Source organism: Parasphingopyxis marina, from assembly GCF_014237875.1.
Lineage (GTDB): Bacteria > Pseudomonadota > Alphaproteobacteria > Sphingomonadales > Sphingomonadaceae > Parasphingopyxis > Parasphingopyxis marina.
The window spans coordinates 91,907-111,963 of sequence record NZ_JACJVJ010000002.1 but is presented as its reverse complement, the minus strand read 5'-3'; the positions used below and the strand labels follow the sequence as shown (position 1 = coordinate 111,963).

Here is a 20,057-nt window from a genome sequence, read left to right as displayed (position 1 = left end):
TTTATCCGCCGATCCTTTTGGGCCTTTTCTCCCTGCCCGTGACTGGCCCATAGTGCCGCGCCGACGCCCTGGCTTCACAACCACCGCCGGCATTATCTCACAAGCGCTATCGTGTAGGACAGGAAAACATGATCGCCCGGCACCTCATCATTCATGGCCGCGTCCAGGGGGTCTTCTACCGCGACTGGACGGTCGAGACGGCACGCCGGCTGGGGCTAACCGGCTGGGTGCGCAATCGCCGCGACGGGACCGTGGAGGCTGTCGTGCAGGGCGAAGACGAGGCGGTGGAGCGGTTTATCGAGATGGCGAAGGATGGGCCGCCAAGGGCGGGTGTGAAGCACATCGACGCTGCACCGCTCCCCGCTGGCGGCTTCTCGCATTTCGAAAAGCAGGCCACCGCCTGAAAATCCGGCGCGTCAAAAAATCCCGTTCTCGTGCGGAAGCACGCCGGGGATTTCCTGCAGCACTTCCCAATGCTCGCGCACCTTGCCGTCTTCCATGCGGAATATATCCATGATCGACATATCCGGATCGCCGGGCTGGCCGATCGTATGAATATGGAAGATCGTGAAATCGCCATCGGCGAAGCTGGCGCGGATATGCATTTCGACATCGGCGAAGCGGTCCGCGCGATCCTCGAAAAAGGCGCGCAGCCCTTCCCTGCCGCCGGACGCCGCCGTGCTGTGCTGGATATAATCCGCATGGATGAACTCGTCGATATGGCTCGCATCGAAGGTCATCAGCATTCGCGATACATCCGCGTGCAGAAATCGAGGTTACGCTGTTCCTCTTCGGAGTAGGAAGTCCGATTGCGGGTCGAATACATTACCGTCTCGATTTAGGGCCAGAATTGCACAGCATATGCGCGATTTTGATGCGGACAATGGGTAATGTCCAACGAGTCGATCAGGCGAGGGCTGGCATGGGAGGGATTGTAGCGCTCCCCGCCTACGCAATTCCATCCCCGGCCAAACCAGTCAGGCATCCCGAGGACAAGAAGATCCCCATGAAATGAGTCGCGCTTGAAGTGGCCTTCCGCCCTCAGCTGCGTAAATTGTTCGGAAGTAAGGGCGAATTCGAGAAACAGGGTATAATGCGTCGCTTCATCAATGATATGTGCGCGAAGGACCGAACCGCCTTTCTCCATTAGTTCGGGCAGAGCTTGCTCGTAACGAACCGGATCTACCGGCCCTTCCGATGGTCCGAATGTCGACCACCACAAGATGCCGGAAGCGGCTATCGCCGCTCCAAATGTCAGCAGCCCGCGGTACCGTGGAGACACGCCGAATTTCGGTGCCGACCAATATGCCAGCGCGGAAAAGGCAACCGTTCCGCCAACGATGATGATGACAAAGAAAACGGTGAGGAACAGTATCACGGATCCGTTCCTCTACCTGGGCAGGCCCTACCGAGTCAGCTTCTTGTAGCTCATCCGGTGCGGGCGGTCGGCTTCGTCGCCGAGGCGCCGGCGCTTGTCTTCCTCATAGCTTTCGAAATTTCCCTCGAACCATTCGACATGGCTATCGCCCTCGAACGCCAGGATATGGGTGGCGAGGCGATCGAGGAAGAAACGGTCATGCGAGATCACGACAGCGCAGCCGGCGAAATTCTCGAGTGCATCTTCGAGCGCGCGCAGAGTTTCAACGTCGAGATCGTTGGTCGGTTCGTCCAAGAGCAGCACGTTGCCGCCCTCTTTCAGCATCTTGGCCATATGGACGCGGTTGCGCTCGCCGCCCGATAGCTGGCCGACCTTTTTCTGCTGGTCGGTGCCCTTGAAGTTGAACGCACCGAGATAGGCCCGCGTCTGCACCTCGTGCTTGCCGAAGCGGAAAATGTCCTGCCCGTCGGAGATTTCCTCCCAGACATTTTTCGACGCATCGAGCGCATCGCGGCTCTGGTCGACATAGCCGAGCTTCACCGTCTCGCCGATCTCGATCTTGCCGTTATCGGGTTCCTCGGCTCCGGTGATCAGCTTGAAAAGGGTGGTCTTGCCCGCGCCGTTCGCACCGATCACGCCGACAATGCCGCCGGGCGGCAGCGAAAAGGTCAGGTTTTCGAAGAGGAGCTTCTCCCCATAGGCCTTGGTCAGCCCCTCGGCCTCGATTACCTTGCCGCCCAGGCGTTCGGGCGTCTGGATGAGAATCTGCGCCTTGCCGGGGGTGCGGTTTTCCTGCGCTTCGACCAGTTCGTCGAACTTGCGGATACGCGCCTTCGATTTGGTCTGGCGGGCCTTGGGGCTCTGCCGGATCCATTCCAGCTCTTCGGAAATCGCCTTCTGCTTGCCCTTGTCCTCGCGCTCTTCCTGCTCGAGCCGCTTGGACTTCTTCTCCAGATAGGTCGAATAATTGCCTTCGTAGACAAAGTACCGGCCGCGATCGAGTTCGAGAATCCAGTTCACGACGTTATCGAGAAAATAGCGGTCATGGGTGACGAGGATGACGTTGCCCGGATAATCGACGAGATGCTTTTCGAGCCAGCCCACGCTTTCGGCATCGAGATGGTTGGTCGGCTCGTCGAGCAGCAGAATATCGGGCTTGTCGAGCAGCAATCGGCACAGCGCCACGCGGCGCCTCTCTCCGCCCGAGAGATTGTCGACCGAACTGTCACCGGGCGGACAACGCAGAGCATCCATCGCGATTTCGAGCTGGTTGTCGAGCGTCCACCCATCTACGGCGTCGATCTTTTCCTGAAGCTCGCCCATTTCCTCCATCAGCGCGTCGAAATCCGCGTCCTCGGGCGGATCGGCCATCAGGCCGGAGATTTCGTTGAACCGGTCGACAAGGTCGGCGACGGGACGCACGCCGTCCATGACATTTTCCTTGACAGTTTTCGTCTCGTCGAGCTGCGGTTCCTGCTCCAGATAGCCAACGCGGATGCCCTCGCCCGGCCAAGCTTCGCCCTGGAATTCGGTATCGATGCCGGCCATGATCTTCATCAGGGTCGATTTGCCGGACCCGTTGGGGCCAACAATGCCGATCTTGGCATCCTGGTAGAATTGCAGGTTGATGCCGTTGAGCACCGGTTTGTTGGCGCCCGGGAAGGTCTTGGTCAGGTCCTTCATGACAAAGCTGTATTGCGCGGCCATGGCTCGTTCGGTCTCCGGAAATGCGTGTGACTGTTCGCGCGCGATGTAGGGATGCGCGCCCGCGTTGGCAAACGCCAAAGCTGGAGTTAAGCCAAGCCGATGAGAAAGCTTGTCCTTGGCGCCGCCGCGCTCGCCATCACTCTTCCTGCCTCGCTTCCCGCCCAGCGTTCGATTCGGAACCAGAATATTTCGCTCGGCAGCACGCTGACCGAAGCCGACGCCGCCATCGCCTCGATGCGCGACGAAGCGCTCTCCAGCGACACTATCGCTTGGGACATTACCGAGGGACTGACGACCGAAATCGGCCAGCGGCTGGCCGGTACACCGGCCGAGGCCCGCGCCCGGGCATGGGCCGTCCAACATCTCAACGATCTCGGCTTCGCGAACGTTCGCATCGAACCCTTCACGATGAACACCTGGGTACGCGGCGAGGAACGCGCGCGGGTGGTCGGCGATTTCGAGCAGGATCTGGTGATCGCGGCGTTGGGCTCAAGCGGCGCCACGCCCGAAGAAGGCATCACGGCGGAGGTGATCGGCTTTGCGAGCGTGGCGGACCTGCGCGCTGCGCCGCTCGGCAGCCTTGCGGGCAAGATCGCCTATGTCACCCATCATATGGAACGCACGCAGGACGGATCAGGCTATGGCTTTGCCGGGCCGGCGCGCTGGATAGGCCCCTCGCTCGCCGCCGAACGCGGGGCCGTGGGGATCGTCATCCGCTCGGTCGGCACGGATAGCCACCGCAACCCCCATACCGGCGGTACGAGCTGGGCCGAGGGCGTTACGCCGATCCCGGCCGGTGCGCTCTCCAACCCCGATGCGGACAATCTGGAACGGATGCTGGCACGGGGCACCGTGCGGCTGCACCTGACGCTCACCCCGCGCTGGATCGGTCAGCAGCCTTCGGGCAATGTCATCGCCGAGGTGCCGGGCCGCGATCCGGAAGCCGGAATCGTCCTCATCGCCTGCCATCTCGACAGCTGGGACCTCGCCACCGGCGCCTTCGACGATGCCGCGGGCTGCGGGATCGTCGCGGCCGCCGCCCACCGGTTCCTCGAACGCGGCCAGCGACCCCGGCGCACGATCCGCCTGCTCTGGGCCGGCGCGGAAGAGGTCGGCGTGTTCGGAGGCGACGCCTATTTCGCCCGGCACGGCGGCGACAACCACGTCCTCGCGGCGGAATCGGATTTCGGGGCGGACCGCGTCTGGCGCGTCGATTTCCGCCTCCCCCCTGCGGCCGAAACGGAAAGCGGCCGGCTTGCCGCCCTGCTCGCCCCGCTCGGCATCGCGCGCGGACGCGGACGGGCCACCGGCGGCGCCGATACCGGGTCGATCGTGCGCGCGGGTACCCCCGCGATCGATCTTCGGCAGGACGGCACCCGCTATTTCGACCTTCACCACACGCCCGACGATACGCTCGACAAGATCGATCCCGCACAGCTGCGGCAGAATGTCGCAGCCTGGGCGACAATGCTCGCCGTGATGGCCGACAGTAGCGCCGATTGGGGTGCCTTCGGCAATGAAGAATAAACCCCGGGAAACAATGTTGCGTCGCAGCATTTTTGATGCCCGGATTCGGGACGGTCGCGCATTTCCGAGTTGACGTTCCGGAGAAGAACGTTATGTCGGCGCGCTGGGATTGGCGCAGAGCCAGTACCAAAATGTAATGCTATGGGAGCACATATAATGAAGAAGCTTAGCTTTGCGCTTGCCGCTACGAGCCTGATGGCCCTGGCTGCCTGCGGCGAAACCGCCACGGAAACCACCGACGAAGCCGTCGAAGCGACTGAAGAAGCCGCTGTGGCGACCGAAGAAGCCACCGAAGAGATGGCTGAAGACGTTGACGCGATGGCTGAAGAAGCCGGCGAAATGGCTGCTGAAGAAGCCCCGGCTGAAGAAGCTCCGGCCGAATAAGCCAGCTTTTCGGCGGTTTGCCCTCGGGCAGACCAAAGAATTGAAAAGGGCGTTCCCCCATGGGGAGCGCCCTTTTTCTTTGCGCGGTTTGAACCGCGTCGCAGTCGGCATCAGGCTGCTGTATTCGCCGGTTTGGGCTTGCGGCGAATCAACAGCAACAACGGAAAGGCTGCAATCGTCGCCAGCATCATCACCCAGAAATCGTCGAGATAGGCAATCATCATCGCCTGGCGGCTGACCTCGCTTTCGAGCATCTGAAGCGCCGACTGGCCGACAAATTGCCCCGGGGCGGCCAGCGATGGCGGCAGCGGCGGCAGGTCCGTCGCCGTGACGTTGGAGGTGAGCGCGGCGTGGCTGACCTGGAAATTGCGCCCGAGCAGCACCGTCACCAGCGAAATACCGATCGAGCCGCCGACATTGCGTGTCAGGTTGAGCAGGCTCGCTGCGCTAGTGCGATAGTGAACGCCCAGCGTTTCGAACGCCAAAGTCTGCAACGGTACGAAGACGAATCCGAGGCCAAATCCCTGGATTACGCCGCTCAGGATGATCGGCCGACGATCCATCTCCAACGTGAAGCCCGACATCTGCCATAGCGAAAGGGCCATCAGCGAGAGCCCGACGAGCAACAGCGTCCGGCTATCGACGCGGCTCGCGATCCGCCCAACAAGCAGCATCGAGACCAGCGTCCCGAGACCGCGCGGCGCGGTAAGCAAGCCCGATTGCAGGACCGAATATCCGAACAGCGTCTGAAGCAGCGGCGGGAGCAGGGACAGCCCGGCGAGCATGACCGCGCCCGTCATTAGCATGAAAAGCATGCCCGCCACAAAATTGCGATCCCTGAACATTTTCGGATCCACAAGCGGATCGCGCGCGGAAACCAGGTGAACGACGAACATCCATGCCGCCGCCAGCGCGACGAAACACTCGACCCAGATTTCCCAGCTCGCAAACCAGTCAAGCTGCTGACCCCGGTCGAGCATCAGCTGGAAGCTTGCCAGTGCCAGCCCCATCAACGCGAAACCGAACAGGTCGAAACGGCGCTTGATCGTCTTGCCCGACGGAAGATAGCGCCAGAGCATGACGGTCGCGACCGTCCCGACCGGCACGTTGACGAGGAACACCCAGCGCCAGCTGTAATATTCGGTCAGCCATCCGCCGAGCACCGGGCCGAGGATCGGACCGATCATCACCCCGCCCCCGAACAGCGCCATCGCAGACGCGTGGCGTTCGGGCGGGTTGATATCGAACAGGATCGCCTGCGCCAGCGGCACGAGAAATGCCCCGGCTATGCCTTGAAGAACGCGGAAGGCGACGATCTCGCCGATCCCCATCGCGGCGGCACAGAGCGCCGAGCTTGCGGTAAAGCCGATAGCGGCGGCAACGAACAGCGTCTTGCGGCCGATCCGATCGGCAAGCCAGCCGGTAATCGGGATCGCGACCGCGGAGGCGATGATATAGCTGGTCAGCACCCAGTTCACGGTTTCGCGGGTGGCGCCGAGACTTGTCTGCATATGCGGCAACGCGACGTTGGCGATGGTGGTGTCGAGCACCTGCAAAAGCGTCGCCGTCATCACCGCGATGGTGATCATCGTCCGCTGGAAACGGCTGAGAGCGATACCGTCGGTCATGGGATGGCCCGCTCAGCCGTTCACGGACGCGCGGCCGGCTGGTCCCCACCCGCCTGTGTCTGCGGCGGTCTTTCCTGGGTATCCACCGTCACCGTCGCCGAAAGGCCCGCGATCAGCGGCCGCTCGGGCGTCCCGTCGACCGCGATGCGAACCGGCACGCGCTGGGTGACCTTCACCCAGTTGCCGCTGGCATTCTGCGCCGGCAGGACCGAGAATTCCGAACCGGTGCCGACGCCGATGCTCGCGACATGGCCACGCACGACGGTCCCCGGATAGGCGTCGATATCGATTTCCGCGGGTTGGCCGACATACATGTTCTCAAGGTCGGTTTCCTTGTAATTGGCCTCGATCCATGTGGTTTCGCTGCGCACGATCGTCACGACCGGCACCCCGGTCACGACCGAATTGCCGACCTGAAGCCGGTCGGTCTGCGTCACATAACCATCAGCGGACGCGCGAACCTGCGTGCGTTCGAGATTGAGGAGCGCGGCATCTCGCGCGGCGATCGCCGCCTGCAGCACGGGCTGGTTGCCGAGGCCCCCGGGGGCCAGCGCCGCGCCGGCGGTGGTGGCGCTCGCCCGCGCATTGGCGAGGCGTTCGCGCGCCTCCTGCACGTCATGCACTGCATCGTCATAACGGGCCCGGCTCAGGAAGCCACGTTCGTGCAGGTCGCGATAGCGTTCGAAATTGCGCTCGGCGTATGCCAGATTGGCCTGCGCGCCGGCTATATCGCCGCTGGTTCCGGCCGATTCCGCTCTTAACGAGGCGAACTGGACCCGCGCCTGCGCAACCTGCGCCTCGGCATCGGCGAGAGCGACCCGATAGGGCTGGTCATCGATTTCGAAAAGTAGGTCGCCGCGGCGTACCTGCTGGTTTTCGGTTACATGGACGGCGACGATTTCGCCCGATACCTGACTTGTCACGGACACCATGTCACGCTGGACATAGGCATTGTCGGTAGAAACATAGCGCCCGGAAAACAGCCACATATAGCCGAGTATCAGCGCCAACAGTACGGGCACGGCCAGCAATATTGACCAGCGTCGGCGGCTCCTTCCGCTTTCTTCGGGCGCGGACGGCGCTTCCACGCGCGGAGCGCTTTCGGCGGTTTCCGGCTCGATATCGAGCGGCTGCCGCGTATCGCCCCTGAGGTCCGTCGGCCCATCGGTCATGACGCCTGCCTCTCGCTTTCGTCCATCGAGGCAAGGTTGCCGCGCAGCCGTTCGAGCGTCGCTACGGTCACCGCGAGATCGGCAGGTGCGATGCCCGCCAAGAGTTCGTCGGAAAAATTCTCGAACAGCGTGCCGAGATGATCGATGATCGGCTGCGCCTTGTCCGTCAGATGAATACGCCAGGCGCGCCGATCCTTCTTGTCGCGGCGCCGTTCGACGAGCCCCGCTTCCTCGAGCCGGTCGATCATCCGGCACAGGGTGATCGGCTCCACCTCCAGCGCTTCGGCGAGGTCGATCTGCCGCAGATCGTCGCCATGCCGGTGCAGGCGCACCAGAACCCGCCATTGTTCGCGCGTGGTCCCCAGCACGGCGGCGCGCCGGTTGAACCCGCGGCGCATCAACCGGGCGGTCTCTACAAGGTCATAGGGTAGCGTTTCCATGCGCCACATATAATAAGCCATGTTATTATCTGCAAGCTTATCGAAACTCTCGCCAAACGGTACCGTGTTCGGCAAATCGTAACCTAATTTCTTATAAGATCGGTCCATGTTGGGACTAAAGAGATCTGGACGCGATTCCGGCACAGGAACCCTCGCCCGAGGGTCTCTCAGCCCGGTACTGTGGGCCGCGACCATTTCCCTACTCATCGGCCTTACAGGGTTCGGGGAACCGCTCGATCTCGCCCTGTCCGGCCTGCGCAACAAGATGCGCAGTCAGCCCGTTTCCGGGGAGATCGTGGCCGTCGGCATTGATCGGCGTGCCCTGCGCGACATCGGCGGCTGGCCTTGGGACGGAGAAACGATCGCCGCGCTGAACGATTCCTTGTTCGAAGCCGGGGCCCGGCGGGTTTATTATAATTTCTATTTCCAGTCGGGTGAGGTCCGGAACGAACCAGCGCTGATCGATTCCGTCGGCCGATTTCCCGGTCGGGTATTCGTCGCCAGTTCGGTAAGCCCCGATCCTAGGGACCGCAGCTTCGTCAATCCCAGCGAAGCCATCGCCGAACAGGTCGAGGTCGTGTCGATCAGCAAGTGGATCACTTTCTGGAACGGCGTGGAATCGGTTCCCTATCGAATGCGGATCGCCGGCGTCTCCCGTCCATCGATGGAGGCCGCGATCGCCGACATATCCGGCGAAGAAGGCGAACTCTTCCGGGTCGATTATTCCTATTCGGTCGCCTCGATACCCTATTGGAGCGCCGAGCACTTCGTGCAAAATGAAGGGCCTCTGCCCGATCTGACCGGCCGCGACGTGGTCGTCGGTGGCAACGACGAAACGGTGAGCGATTATTACTCGGTTCTCGGCCAACGGCCCGCCGCCGGATTGTTCGTCACGATCCTCGGTGCCGAGACGTTAAAAGCCGGGCGCCCGGCCTTTCTTGGCTGGATATCCTATTGGGCCTTTTGCTTCGCGCTGTTTCTCGCCTGGCGAAACCAGCTTTGGAGCATGCGCACGATCCTGACCTGTCTGGCGCTTCTGCCGGTAACCTTTCTCGGCACCACGCTGCTCGAAACGATCAATATCTCTGCCGAACTCGCGCCGACGATCGCCTTTGTCCTGATCATGCTCGTATGGGGTATCTGGGCGCGGATGGGGCGCCGGAAAAAATCGGAGGGCACGATCAATCCGATCTCCGGATTGCCGACCTTCAACGCGGCGCTTCACGACGAACCGCTCAACCGGCATGTCGTGGTGGGCGCCCATTTCGACACACTCGCTGAAATCGTGAGCGCCCTGCCTGCGCATCTCGAGGCCGAGGTTACGAGCCAGGTCGTCAACCGGCTGCAACTTGGCATCGGCAACACGGCGCTGATGCACGGCGACGACGGCAATTTCTGCTGGTTCGTGCCGGCGGAGGATTTCGACCGCGCTGTCACCCAGTTTTCCGGCATCCATGCGCTGTTTCGCAATCCCGTCCTGGTGGACGGCAAGCAGTTTGATACCAATGTGACCTTCGGGATCGACCGCGATCCCGCCATGCCGCTTTCCCACCGCATCACCAGCGTTCTGGCCGCCGCGCGCGAAGCCATGAGCAGCGGCGTCCTGTGGATCGAGCATGACCGGGAAGCCCGTCCGCAAAAGGAATGGGGCCTGGCGATGATCGGCGAACTGGAATCCGCGATCAGCCGCGGCGAGATGAGGACCGTTTTCCAACCCCAGATCGACCTGCTGGACGGCCGGATCATGAGCGCCGAAGCGCTGGTTCGCTGGAAGCATCCCGTTCGCGGGGAAATCGGCCCCGGCGAATTCATCGCGCTGGCGGAACAGCGCGGCCGGATTAAGCATCTGACGACCTTCGTGCTCGATCAGGCGCTGGAATTCGTTGCCGAGGCACGGAAATCCAATCCGGACTTCACGGTAGCGGTCAATCTCTCGGTCAGCCTGCTCAACGACGACTCGCTCATCGAACTGGTGCTAGGCGCGATCCGCCAGCGCGACCTTTCGCCCTCTTGCCTGACGCTGGAAATCACCGAGACCGCGCCCTTCAAGGACAAGGGCCGGGCGGCTGAGCTGCTCGCCCGATTGACACAGATGGGCGTCCGTATCGCGATCGACGATTACGGCGCCGGCCAGTCGAGTCTCGATTATTTCCGGGAATTGCCGGTGCACGAAATCAAGATCGACCGCAGTTTCGTCCAGAAGCTGCCGGGCTCCGAGGCGGACGAGGTTCTCGTAAAATCTATCATCGATCTGTCACACGCCTTGTCCAAGTCGGTCACCGCCGAGGGCGTGGAGGAGGAAGAAGCGTTGGAGCTTCTGAAACAATTCGGGTGCGACAGGGCGCAGGGCTATCTGATCGGCTTTCCGATGAGCCCGGGCGAATTACTGGACACCCTCTCACCCGGAGGCAATCGCGCGAGCGCATGATGCTTAACGGTTGTTAACCGTGTTCATTAATGATAATCCATGCGGCACAGCGTTTTTCTGTGATCGTGAGGAATATCGAGATGAGCAAGCCCAACCCGATGGACGAAGCCCGCGCTCCGCGCCAGAATCAGCCGGTTCGCGGCTTTTGGGATTGGCTCTTCGGCGGCGGCTGGGGCAGCACCCGATAACGGCTTCGCCCCCTTCCCCGCCATTTGAACAGCACCGGCGGAGGATTTCGAGCAAGCGAGCCACCCCACAAGGGTCGAGCGCACAGGACTTCATATAGCCCGATCGATTAGCGGCGGCGAAGCGTCCCGGGCCTTAAGGTATTTCGCTGGGAACTTCGACCACCCCGCAGCATGCGGTCTCAGAGCCGGATCCGTCTCACCACCCGATAGCTAAAAAGGCCGAAAACCCCCGCACCGCCCTCGACCGGAACTGCGTGAAACTGCGGGGCGCTACCGAAACCCCAACCAGTCCTCCTTGCCCCCGGCATTGCAGGAAACCCGCCGGACTGGCATCATTATCCGATCGCTAAGGCCAAGGGTCGCTTTAGCGGTTGGGGACAGTATGCTCGAAACATCCGAAAAGTCGGATCTTACGCCGCTTCAGCGTGCCCAAGGACTGTTGTCGGAGAGAAAGTCTCACGAAGCGCTGCAGATCGTGAACCAAGTGTTGCGGGCTACGCCGGGCAGCTGGTCCGCGCATATGCGGATGGCCAGGATCAGGGAATGGCTCGGCCAGTTCGACAAGGCCGTCGAAGCGCTGGATCGCGCAGGAGAACTCGGCGCGCCCGCGACAGCCGTGCGGGAATCGAAACGGCGGATCGATACGACCCAGGCGCTGGTGGAAAAGGCGAAGTCGGCCCTGAACCAGGGGACCGCCGAACTGGCGCTGGAAGATTTGCAAGCGGCGCGGAAAATGCGGTCGTCCGGGATCGTCGAACTGCATCTGGCGCGCGCCTTGCGGGCAACCGGCGATATCGGACAGGCGCTCGAGCTGATCGACGGCTTTCTCGCGGAGCGCCCCCGGCATAGCCTTGCGATACGCCTGCGTACCGAAATCGGGAAAGACCTTCCCCTCCCTGCTCCTGGCCATGCCAAGACAAGAGAAACGCGGAAGAAGGCCGCAGCCTCCGAGGCGAAGCCGAGCAGGCAGAAAAAACCGGTATCGGATTTCGATTCAATGCTGGCCGAGAGAATCGCGAAAATCGAAGCCGCCCTGCCCGAGCGAGCCCGGCCCGAACGCATGGCCGAACTGCGCAAGCATATTCGCTGGATCAAGGGCCAGGCCGAGAAGATCGAAGATCGCAACTGGGCCAATGACGTCGTCTATGCCAAGGCCGCATATTTCCTGAACGCCCCGACCCCCAAACCAGCGATCGACAATTATGATTCCGATCTGATCGCGAAATCTGTCGAATACGGGTATATCATCTGGCCCCGACGCATCCGGGCCTATATCCGCCACGGCAAAGTGCTCGATATCGGCTGCGGGTTCGGCGCGTTCGGGAACGGCTTTCTAGTGGCAGGCGCCGCCGACTATGTAGGCATCGACCCGAAGATGCCGCTCGATTCCAGTGCGGTGAAGAACAAGCGCAAACGGATCAAGGCCGATCTTGGCATCACGCCGCGGGATATCATGCGGAAATGCCCCAACATCCGGCTGATCAACGGCGTTGTCGAAGATCTTGGTGCCAGCGAGCAATTCGATGTCGTGGCGTTGCATAATGTCACCGAACATCTGGCGAATATCCGGGAAATCATTCCCGATATCCGCAAGCTGCTCAAGCCGGGCGGGCGGCTGATCTATCACCATCACAATTTCTATTGCTGGAACGGCCATCACCAGGCGCCCAACCAGCCCCAGAACTACACGCCGGGCGTCGCGGAGCAGGACCGGATGGCGGACTGGAACCACATCATCGCCGCACCGGACATGCCGGCAGATCATTATGTGAACGCCGGCCTCAATCACATTCGGCTCAACGAGATAAAAGCGGCGACGGAGCGGCACTACGCGCTGGAAATCTGGAAAGAAATCGACTCGCCTGCTGCCGTGACGAAAAGGCTAAACCATTCTGTTCTTGCAAAGATCCAGAATTTCGATCCCACCCTTACGAAGCGCGATCTCACGGTGAATGCCGTGCTTTGTGTGGCGACCCCAAAATAGGACGACCGCACCCGTGCAAACAGACGCCTTCGACATATTGGAGTTTCCCTCGCTGGCGGCGTTCACATCGGACATGCCCCATGCCGGCCTGCGCGTCCTAATCGCTACCGAAGAAATTATCGGCCCGGTACGTAACGGCGGGATCGCCTCCACCTATTATCATCTTGCCCGCGGCTTGGTTGCCAAAGGCCATGAAGTGACGGTTTTATGCCTGAAAGGCCCGGTCGTCGAAAACGAGACGCCCGAACACTGGATCGCGCATTACCGTACCTTCGGCATTGACCTGGTCTATCTGCGGCAGCTCGACGAAAACATCGCGGCCGCGAGCGGCAAGTGGCAGGGGCGATGGCTCGCCTTTTATCGCTGGCTCAAGGCGAATGACCGCTTCGATGTCGTCCACAGTTCCGAATGGCGGGGCGGCGCCTTTTATGCGCTGCAGGCCAAGCGGCTCGGCCTCGCCTTTCAGGACACGCTCTTCATCATGAAGGCCTCATCGCCCCACGTCTGGAATCGGCACTATCAGATGCGGCCGATTGAAAAACATGATCTCGTCGTCGCAAGTTTCGCCGAGCAGAAATGCGTCGAATGGGCGGACATGGTCGTGGGCGGCAGCGCGCATCTCCTCAGCTTCATGGGCCATATCGGCTATACGCTGCCCGAAGGCCGCACCTATGTGCAGCCCAACATCGTCGATTTCTCGGAAGTGCTGGTCGAGGATCGGCGCCCCAAACGCACAACCGGCGATATCGTAAAGGCCCGCGAACTTGTTTTCTTCGGCCGGCTGGAACCGCGCAAGGGGCTCGACCTCTTCGTCCACGCCGTGGACATGCTGGTCGCGGAGAATATGGCGATCGAGCGTGTCACCTTTCTCGGCAAGGAAGGGGAAAAAATCCTCAAGCAGACAAAGTCGCTGGACTTCATCCAGGAACACGCCGCACGCTGGCCCTTTCCCGTCGATATCGTCACCGATCTCAACCAGCCCGAAGCGCTCTCGCTTATGTGTTCGCGCGACATGATCGCCGTCATGCCCTCGCTGATCGAGAATTCGACGATGGCCGTCTATGAGGCACTCGTCCATCACATCCCGTTCGTCGCGACGGCCGTCGGCGGCACGCCCGAACTAATCGCACCTGAATATCGCGCGGCGACCCTCGTCGGTCCAAACGTGCAGGAGCTGTCCGTCCGGCTTTCAACCGTACTGGAAGGCGGGCAAGTAATTGCGGGACCCAGTTTCGAGAACGGCGCCAATTTGGAGACATGGTATGGTTTCCATCATTTCCTCGCCGACAAGGGCGTAGCCGACTGGTCAGTGCCGTTATCAGAAGCCATCGAAGAGCAGTCTATTGCCTGCATTTCGGTGCCCTCCAGCCCGGTGGAGCTAGCTCGGATTGTTCATTCGCTCGACGTACAACCCGATACGGTAGAGACGGTCATTTGCATCGCTTTCCCTCCTGCGGACGCCGATCAGGGACTCATCCGCGACGCTGCGGCCAAGGGCGCGCGCATTATCCAGGCGTCGGGATGCTCGATCGGCGAATGTTTCAACCGCGCCTATGCGGAAACAGACAGTGCCATCTGCATATTCGCCGGAACCGACGGCATTGCGCTGAGCCCCGCCTTTTTCGAAGCTGTAGGGCGCGCGCTCACCGCGCGGCCCGACGATTTCGTGACCAGCCTGTTCCGATTTGCATCCGAAGACACGGCTATCGATACGCTCTTCGCGCCGCTGGGCGGCGACCCGGCGACCCAGACATTGACCCGAGATGCCTATGGCGTCGAACTCGTGGCGGGCACGCGCAAGGCTTTCAAAGACGCGGGACTGTTCGAGCCATATCGTGTCAGCGCGGGGACGATATTCGAGTTTCTGGGCAGGATCGCGGCCGAGGGCCGCGAGCTGTTCGCGATCCCCGAACCGCTGTTCGAATTTTCCGGAAATTATGACGCCATCACGCGGGCCGAGGCGCATAGCGACTATCTGATCCGCAAGACGATGCTGCAAACCACCGATCTCGCCGTGAGGAAGCTCCTACTGATGGGTGTCGGCAATATGGAACGGCAGAAGCAAAAAAATGCCGGGCCGCTCGTAATGGCCGGTGCGCACCGCAAGGCGGGAAGCATCGCGTGGCTGACCAATGTCGAACGGCAGGGCCGTCTCGACGAAACGGTGCCGTACAACCATTCGATCTTCCTCGGCTTCGAGCGCGAGCGGAATATATTGCGGATCGCCGTCCGGCATACGGGTGCACTCGTCGTGCTCCTGAACAACGAGGTCTTGCGAAGCGACGAGAGCTTCGACAGCCGGGAGGAACTCGAAATTCTCGAATTTCCGGTGCTCGATTTTCTCGAAACCAGGCCAAAGGCGCATTTGCGGATCGAACTGATAAACGAGAATATCAAGGCCGCCGGGGTGGCCATTCAGCGCCTCGAGGAGAACATCCACTATCTGAGTTCCCATCGGCCGATCTACTGGGGAAGCGATTTCGACGCGATACTCGAAATAGTGGAAAGCCTGCGAGCCGAACGCCTGCGCAAAAAGGCTCTTGCGCGGAACGGCAACGGCGCAACAGCGATCAAATCTTCAACCGGCAAACGGGGCATTACGGAACCCACCGTAACGATCGATCCCGGCGCGATGGGCTTGCTCGGCCGCGTTCGCAGGCGATTGGGAATGCGGTTTCGCCCAGACTAGCGTTTCCGTCGCCAGCGGTGGTCTTTTCGATCAGGACACTCTGAGGATTGCATCGTTTCTAATCTGCCGGCGCGCGCGTTCCACGCGAAACCGCGCGTTTCTGGCATCCCGCATATTGTCTTTCGAGGCGATATAATCCGCATGCCGAGCTTGGGTATCGTCGAGCATTGCCAGCGCCTCCTCCTTGCGATGCAAAAGCGCGACCAGATAGGTGCGGGAGAGCGCCATGAGAAAATCGACGCCCTCGTCCTCAAAGGGCAGATCGACGGCGCGATCATGATATTCGAGACAGCGCTCGTCCCGCGCCGTCCAGGGATCGTAATCGGCGACCGCTTGCGGCACCTGCTTCTTGCAAACATAAATCGAGCTGGAATGAACCCGGCCGCGCCATTCGAAATAATCGGCGAGATATCCCATCGTGATCTTGATCCATGGCAGCCGATCGAAGAAAAAATCCTGGTTTACGAGGATTTTGCCGGGAAGGATGTGTGGCAGGAATTCTCGGCCCACATGCGCGTTCAACGCGGCGCTCTTGCAGACATCGATGAAGCAGAATTCGATGGGATCGCCACTCCACCGCTCTTCCAGAAGATCGCCGACGTGTAGCTGGACTAGGTCTTCATAGGGCAGAACCGCATCTTCCAATATCGGAACGAAGCTTTCGCCCATCCGGTAGGACACGTCCCTGAATTGTCTGATTGCGCCATTGCCCGGTAAAAAGCCGCGCTCATAGGCGTGGATCGTCGGCGCGTCCGCGCCCCTTTCGCGGAGCGCCTCCGCGGCGGCCACGGTGGAGGACCCGAGAAAGCTTCCGCCATCGACAACAAGACCGGCATCTTCGAAATTGTTTCGCAAATAGCCATAGATCAAACGCCGCTCGCCCAGCGAGAGCATGCCGGGCGCATCTTGAACCCGCAGGGGCAGCTGGAGCGTTCGATAGTCGAATTCGGGCTGGACGGCGATACCGGTCGAAATGGCGAGGCTCATGCCCCTGCCCTGCCTCGTGCCGGGGATCGTGGCAAGTGTGTCGCGGTCCGGCCGGATCGGTCGATCCCATCCGGCGGGAACGTCAAGCCCGATGGTGCGTAGACCCTGGACGGTTTGCCGGGTTTCGGCATGAATAACGGCCCGGAGCTGCTCCGAAAGCTCGTATCCGGGACTCGGATTGGGTATTTTTTCGGCAGCGGCCATGCAGCCTGGCTCAAAGTCGAGATCGGCAAAATCAAGCGCAGCCGCGACGACCTCTTCCGGCTTCTCGCGAATATCGTCGAACCAGACGATCCGCAGACGCTCCGGCGGAACATTGTCCAGAAGGCGCCGGGTTTCTTCGACCGCGCGGCCATCGTCTAAGACGAGCCGAGCAAAGACGAGGCGCTCGTTTTCACTCCAAGCGTTCCAGTCGAGGCCCTGTCGCGCAATCCTCTGCCGGATGCCAGAGAGCGTCCGCTCATAGGGATCGCGTAACAACAGCAGAAACCGGCTTTGCTCTGCTACCGACAGGAGGTGTCGCAGGCCCTTTTCGGGCAATCGGTAATAGGCTGGCGTAGAATCGAGACACCAGTCGCCCGGGCCGTCAGCAAACAGGTCTGCATACCATTGGTCGCTCGAGGCGAATTCATAAATATAATGGCGTATGTCGCGCCGCTGCCTCTCCAGCCGCACCTTCCGTTTGCCATCGGCCGATGCGAGGTCTTGGTCGATGCGCGCCAGGCGCGCTTCGGCCTGGGCCCGGAGAAAATCGAAACGCCCGGCCACACGGCTTTCGTCGCTCGGAAGCAGGCTTATATCGCCGGCATGAACATGATCGAAATAATGGATTTCCTTTATCTGCCCCAGTGCGCGCACCATGCGGCTGTGTCGGCACAATCGCTGGTGCAACCATGTGGTCCCGCTGCGTGGCATGCCGATAATGGCGAAAAGGCGATCGATCGTTGCCATCGTGGCGATGCCGCCTCAAATATGACCCATGGGGACAATTCGCGATCGATCGACTATCCGGTGCATGGATTTTACTTCCCTGGCGGCCTGCTATGCTTTTGATATCCTACCGTGTTGGAGCGCGAAGTGAACTCAAAACCTTTGGGCGTGCAGCAGCGCGAGCAGGCGAAGCGCTTTAGAGAGCTCGCCGCGGCAAAAGACTGGCCGGGTTATATCGCCGCGCTTTCGCCCGATCACGACGAACCGGTCAAACGCATTGCCCGAAGCGTGTTGCGCACCGCGCTTATGCGTTCGAAAGAGGGAATCGCGGACGACATCCTCGTGGGGCTGACGCCCGATGCAATCCTGGCGCTGGAGCTCCCGCTGGCCGAAGTCCGCGGCTATGCCGAAGCGCTGATGCACGCCCATGACATGGAACGCCTCGAAGCCTTGCTTGCCGATGCCGCGGAGGTCGCGCCTGACGACCCCGTCATTGCCGGGCTTCAGCTTCGCCTCCTAGGGCGGCTGAACAGGATCGGCGCGATACGGCGGATCATGCGGCTTCGCCCCCGCGCCTTCGAAAATCCCGAGGCGCTGCTCGCCGCCAGCGATTATGTCGGCATGAAATCGGACGATCACGAGCGGCTCGTCTCCTATCTGGAGGACTTGCCGGCCGAAAGCGGCACCGCGATCAAGCTCCAAGGAATTCGCTGGCTGTACCGGGCCGGCGAAGAGGATCGCGCGGTTCTTCTGGCGCGCCGATATCGCGGCAATGCCGAGACCAGCGATTTCGATGGCATCCTGGACATGCTGACCAATGTTCCGGCGTGTCAGCCGCGTCTCGAAGCGTCAGGCCTTACGCCCAATGTCATGGTCGGGCATAGCGAGGGAGATCGCGGCGCCCTGATCTTTTTCAACGGCTTCGGGATACCCGGCCGGGGCCGCAGCGAAGGCAGCGTACTGGACCGATATATTTCCGATCTCGGCCTCACCACAATCACGGTCAAGGATCCGAGCCACCTGCTGTGCCTGAAAGGCATTCCCGACTTTGCTGAATCCATCGAGGAAGCCGCCGCTGGCCTCAGGGAAATCGTGACGGATCTCGGTCTGGAGAAAATCTACACGATGGGCGGATCGGCGGGCGGCTATTCGGCAGTTGTCTACGGGCTTCACCTGCGGGCGGAAGCGGCTCTGCTGTTCGGTTCGCCGACCGATTGCGGGCCCGGCAATGCCAATGTTGATTTTCGCGCTCAGGTAGTTGCCCGCAAACTGCAACGCAATTTCGATACCGCGACGCTCGACATGCTTTCCTGGCTGGACGCGTTCGATGATTCCCTGCCGATCACCCACTATTATTCCGCCGATAACGGCATCGACAGCTGGCACGCCGCGCGGATCGCCGACAGGCCCGGCGTGCATTCGATCGCGCTGAAGGGTCAGGCCTCCCACCAGGTCATGGTCGAAGCGGCAAAGGGCCGAACATTGGGCCAAGTGCTCCGCGAGGGCCTATCGCTCACGGAGCGCGGCCGCTCCGAAACGGTCAGGCGGTAGCGGGAATGGCGGCCTTGGCGTGATGGCCGCCCTGTTCCTTGTAAAAATCTTCGCGCCGTTGTTCGTCGACAAGCCTGGCAAAAGTGTCGTGATCGAGCTTTTGCCCCTTGTACAAGACATGGTCGAGCGGCGCCGCGTCGGGATAGAGCCGGTCCATATAGGAGTTCATCCGGTTCATCGTCCGGGTGTCGGTCATCGTGATGTCGGTCGGTCGGGCATGGAGCGTGATATTCTGGTCCATGAACATGATCTGCCCGTCTTCCCAGTCCCGCGTATAGATATATTCGGGCCGGTTGAGCAGCGACCATAAATGGTCCCGATAGGCCAGGCTCTCTTTCTTCGACATCCCCCGGAAATGGCTGAAGCAATGGCTTGGGAAACGAATGCCCTTGCGGCCCGTCGCAGTCTCATCGAGCAGCGGATTCTCCATCTCCGGCAGCGGCACCGTGTTGTAGCGAATGATTTCCTTTTGCGAATCGATCAGGTCGCCGCCGAGTTCGCCACCGTCCCAGGCCCAGACCGAGTGGAGCTCCTCCACCATCGTCCGGTCTTCATGGTTCAGCGCCTCATAGGCCGGCGCCGTGCACAGGAAGACGGTCTGGCTGCCCTTCGACCCCCAAAGGCTCATCAGACCGACCACGCGCTGGCTTTCATGATAGCTTTGCTGGTCCGAATGCCAGTCTAGTTTGCCGTTGGTAAAAATGCCGGTCGGCTTGCCCTTCTTATTCAAGATGGGGCTGACGCGCGACATACCGCCCTTTTCGGCGAACCCATCGACGGCATTCGAGATATGGCCCAGGTTCAGCAGCAGGCTGCGCCAATGCGTTCCGGAGAGCTTCCGTTCGCCGACATAGCGGTGGATGATCGCCCGGCACGGCTGGCCCCATAGCGATTGAATTTCGTGGAGCCGCGGCTCGGACACCTTGTCATCAACGAAAACCACGCATTCGTGCGCGACAAGCCGACCGAGTTCGCGGCACTGCTCGTCGTCCTCCAGATCGATGTCGGAAACCTGGATCGCGTTGCAAAGTTGCTTGATCTTCATACTACTACCCCCCCTGGGC

General features: G+C 61.1%; 15 protein-coding genes. 7 read left to right on the top strand and 8 right to left on the bottom strand.

The genetic code is table 11. The features are described 5' to 3' along the window. Window positions 1-128: 128 nt before the first annotated feature. On the top strand, window positions 129-404 hold the full coding sequence (locus tag H6P80_RS09245; RefSeq protein WP_185801118.1) for an acylphosphatase: 276 nt from the start codon (window positions 129-131) through the stop codon (window positions 402-404). A gap of 12 nt (window positions 405-416) precedes the next feature. Here H6P80_RS09245 and H6P80_RS09240 read toward each other — a convergent pair whose 3' ends face one another. The 3 genes from H6P80_RS09240 to ettA all read right to left on the bottom strand — a co-directional run bounded on the left by H6P80_RS09240 (window position 417) and on the right by ettA (window position 3,085). Further along, window positions 417-746, bottom strand: a complete 330-nt coding sequence (locus H6P80_RS09240; RefSeq protein WP_185801117.1) for a nuclear transport factor 2 family protein — start codon at window positions 744-746, stop codon at window positions 417-419. 92 nt (window positions 747-838) lie between these two features. After that, entirely contained in the window at window positions 839-1,378 is a 540-nt protein-coding gene (locus H6P80_RS09235; protein ID WP_185801116.1) for a hypothetical protein, read from the bottom strand. A gap of 27 nt (window positions 1,379-1,405) precedes the next feature. Then, window positions 1,406-3,085 (bottom strand): energy-dependent translational throttle protein EttA, encoded by a 1,680-nt coding sequence (gene ettA / locus H6P80_RS09230; RefSeq protein WP_185801115.1) that lies wholly within the window; start codon window positions 3,083-3,085, stop codon window positions 1,406-1,408. Window positions 3,086-3,184: 99 nt separating this feature from the next. Between ettA and H6P80_RS09225 the strand changes: the two genes are divergently transcribed. Both H6P80_RS09225 and H6P80_RS09220 read left to right on the top strand, forming a co-directional pair. Beyond that, window positions 3,185-4,612, top strand: coding sequence for a M20/M25/M40 family metallo-hydrolase (locus tag H6P80_RS09225; protein ID WP_185801114.1), 1,428 nt, complete (start codon window positions 3,185-3,187; stop codon window positions 4,610-4,612). A 156-nt stretch (window positions 4,613-4,768) separates the two neighbouring features. Beyond that, the gene (locus H6P80_RS09220) at window positions 4,769-4,996 is read left to right on the top strand and encodes a hypothetical protein (protein ID WP_185801113.1); all 228 of its coding nucleotides are present in this window, start codon (window positions 4,769-4,771) and stop codon (window positions 4,994-4,996) included. Window positions 4,997-5,106: 110 nt separating this feature from the next. Here H6P80_RS09220 and H6P80_RS09215 read toward each other — a convergent pair whose 3' ends face one another. Genes H6P80_RS09215 through H6P80_RS09205 form a run of 3 tightly spaced genes read right to left on the bottom strand, consistent with a single transcriptional unit; the run spans window position 5,107 to window position 8,257 of the window. Beyond that, on the bottom strand, window positions 5,107-6,624 hold the full coding sequence (locus H6P80_RS09215) for a DHA2 family efflux MFS transporter permease subunit (protein WP_185801112.1): 1,518 nt from the start codon (window positions 6,622-6,624) through the stop codon (window positions 5,107-5,109). Window positions 6,625-6,644: 20 nt separating this feature from the next. Then, window positions 6,645-7,796: an HlyD family secretion protein gene (locus H6P80_RS09210; RefSeq protein WP_185801111.1), complete on the bottom strand. Its 1,152-nt coding sequence runs from the start codon at window positions 7,794-7,796 to the stop codon at window positions 6,645-6,647. Further along, window positions 7,793-8,257 (bottom strand): MarR family winged helix-turn-helix transcriptional regulator, encoded by a 465-nt coding sequence (locus H6P80_RS09205; RefSeq protein ID WP_235973850.1) that lies wholly within the window; start codon window positions 8,255-8,257, stop codon window positions 7,793-7,795. Before H6P80_RS09205 ends, H6P80_RS09210 begins: the two co-directional genes overlap by 4 nt. Window positions 8,258-8,342: 85 nt before the next feature. On the opposite strand from H6P80_RS09205, the gene H6P80_RS09200 reads away from it, so the two are divergent. The 3 genes from H6P80_RS09200 (at window position 8,343) to H6P80_RS09190 (ending at window position 15,525) form a co-directional block, all read left to right on the top strand. Next, window positions 8,343-10,664 carry an EAL domain-containing protein gene (locus H6P80_RS09200; protein ID WP_185801110.1) on the top strand — a complete coding sequence of 774 codons (2,322 nt, stop codon included), beginning with the start codon at window positions 8,343-8,345 and terminating at the stop codon, window positions 10,662-10,664. Window positions 10,665-11,234: 570 nt separating this feature from the next. Next, the gene (locus H6P80_RS09195) at window positions 11,235-12,836 is read left to right on the top strand and encodes a class I SAM-dependent methyltransferase (RefSeq protein ID WP_185801109.1); all 1,602 of its coding nucleotides are present in this window, start codon (window positions 11,235-11,237) and stop codon (window positions 12,834-12,836) included. A 13-nt stretch (window positions 12,837-12,849) separates the two neighbouring features. After that, window positions 12,850-15,525, top strand: coding sequence for a glycosyltransferase family 4 protein (locus tag H6P80_RS09190; RefSeq protein ID WP_185801108.1), 2,676 nt, complete (start codon window positions 12,850-12,852; stop codon window positions 15,523-15,525). A 30-nt stretch (window positions 15,526-15,555) separates the two neighbouring features. Here H6P80_RS09190 and H6P80_RS09185 read toward each other — a convergent pair whose 3' ends face one another. Beyond that, window positions 15,556-17,463 (bottom strand): sulfotransferase, encoded by a 1,908-nt coding sequence (locus tag H6P80_RS09185; RefSeq protein WP_185801107.1) that lies wholly within the window; start codon window positions 17,461-17,463, stop codon window positions 15,556-15,558. Window positions 17,464-17,589: 126 nt separating this feature from the next. Here H6P80_RS09185 and H6P80_RS09180 point away from each other — a divergent pair, with 126 nt between their 5' ends. Beyond that, a complete protein-coding gene (locus tag H6P80_RS09180; protein WP_185801106.1) occupies window positions 17,590-18,993 on the top strand; it encodes a hypothetical protein in 1,404 nt (467 codons plus the stop codon). Here the strand turns inward: H6P80_RS09180 and H6P80_RS09175 are convergent. Further along, entirely contained in the window at window positions 18,983-20,038 is a 1,056-nt protein-coding gene (locus H6P80_RS09175) for a TauD/TfdA dioxygenase family protein (protein ID WP_185801105.1), read from the bottom strand. The genes H6P80_RS09180 and H6P80_RS09175 overlap by 11 nt on opposite strands. Between the last annotated feature and the right edge of the window lie 19 nt (window positions 20,039-20,057).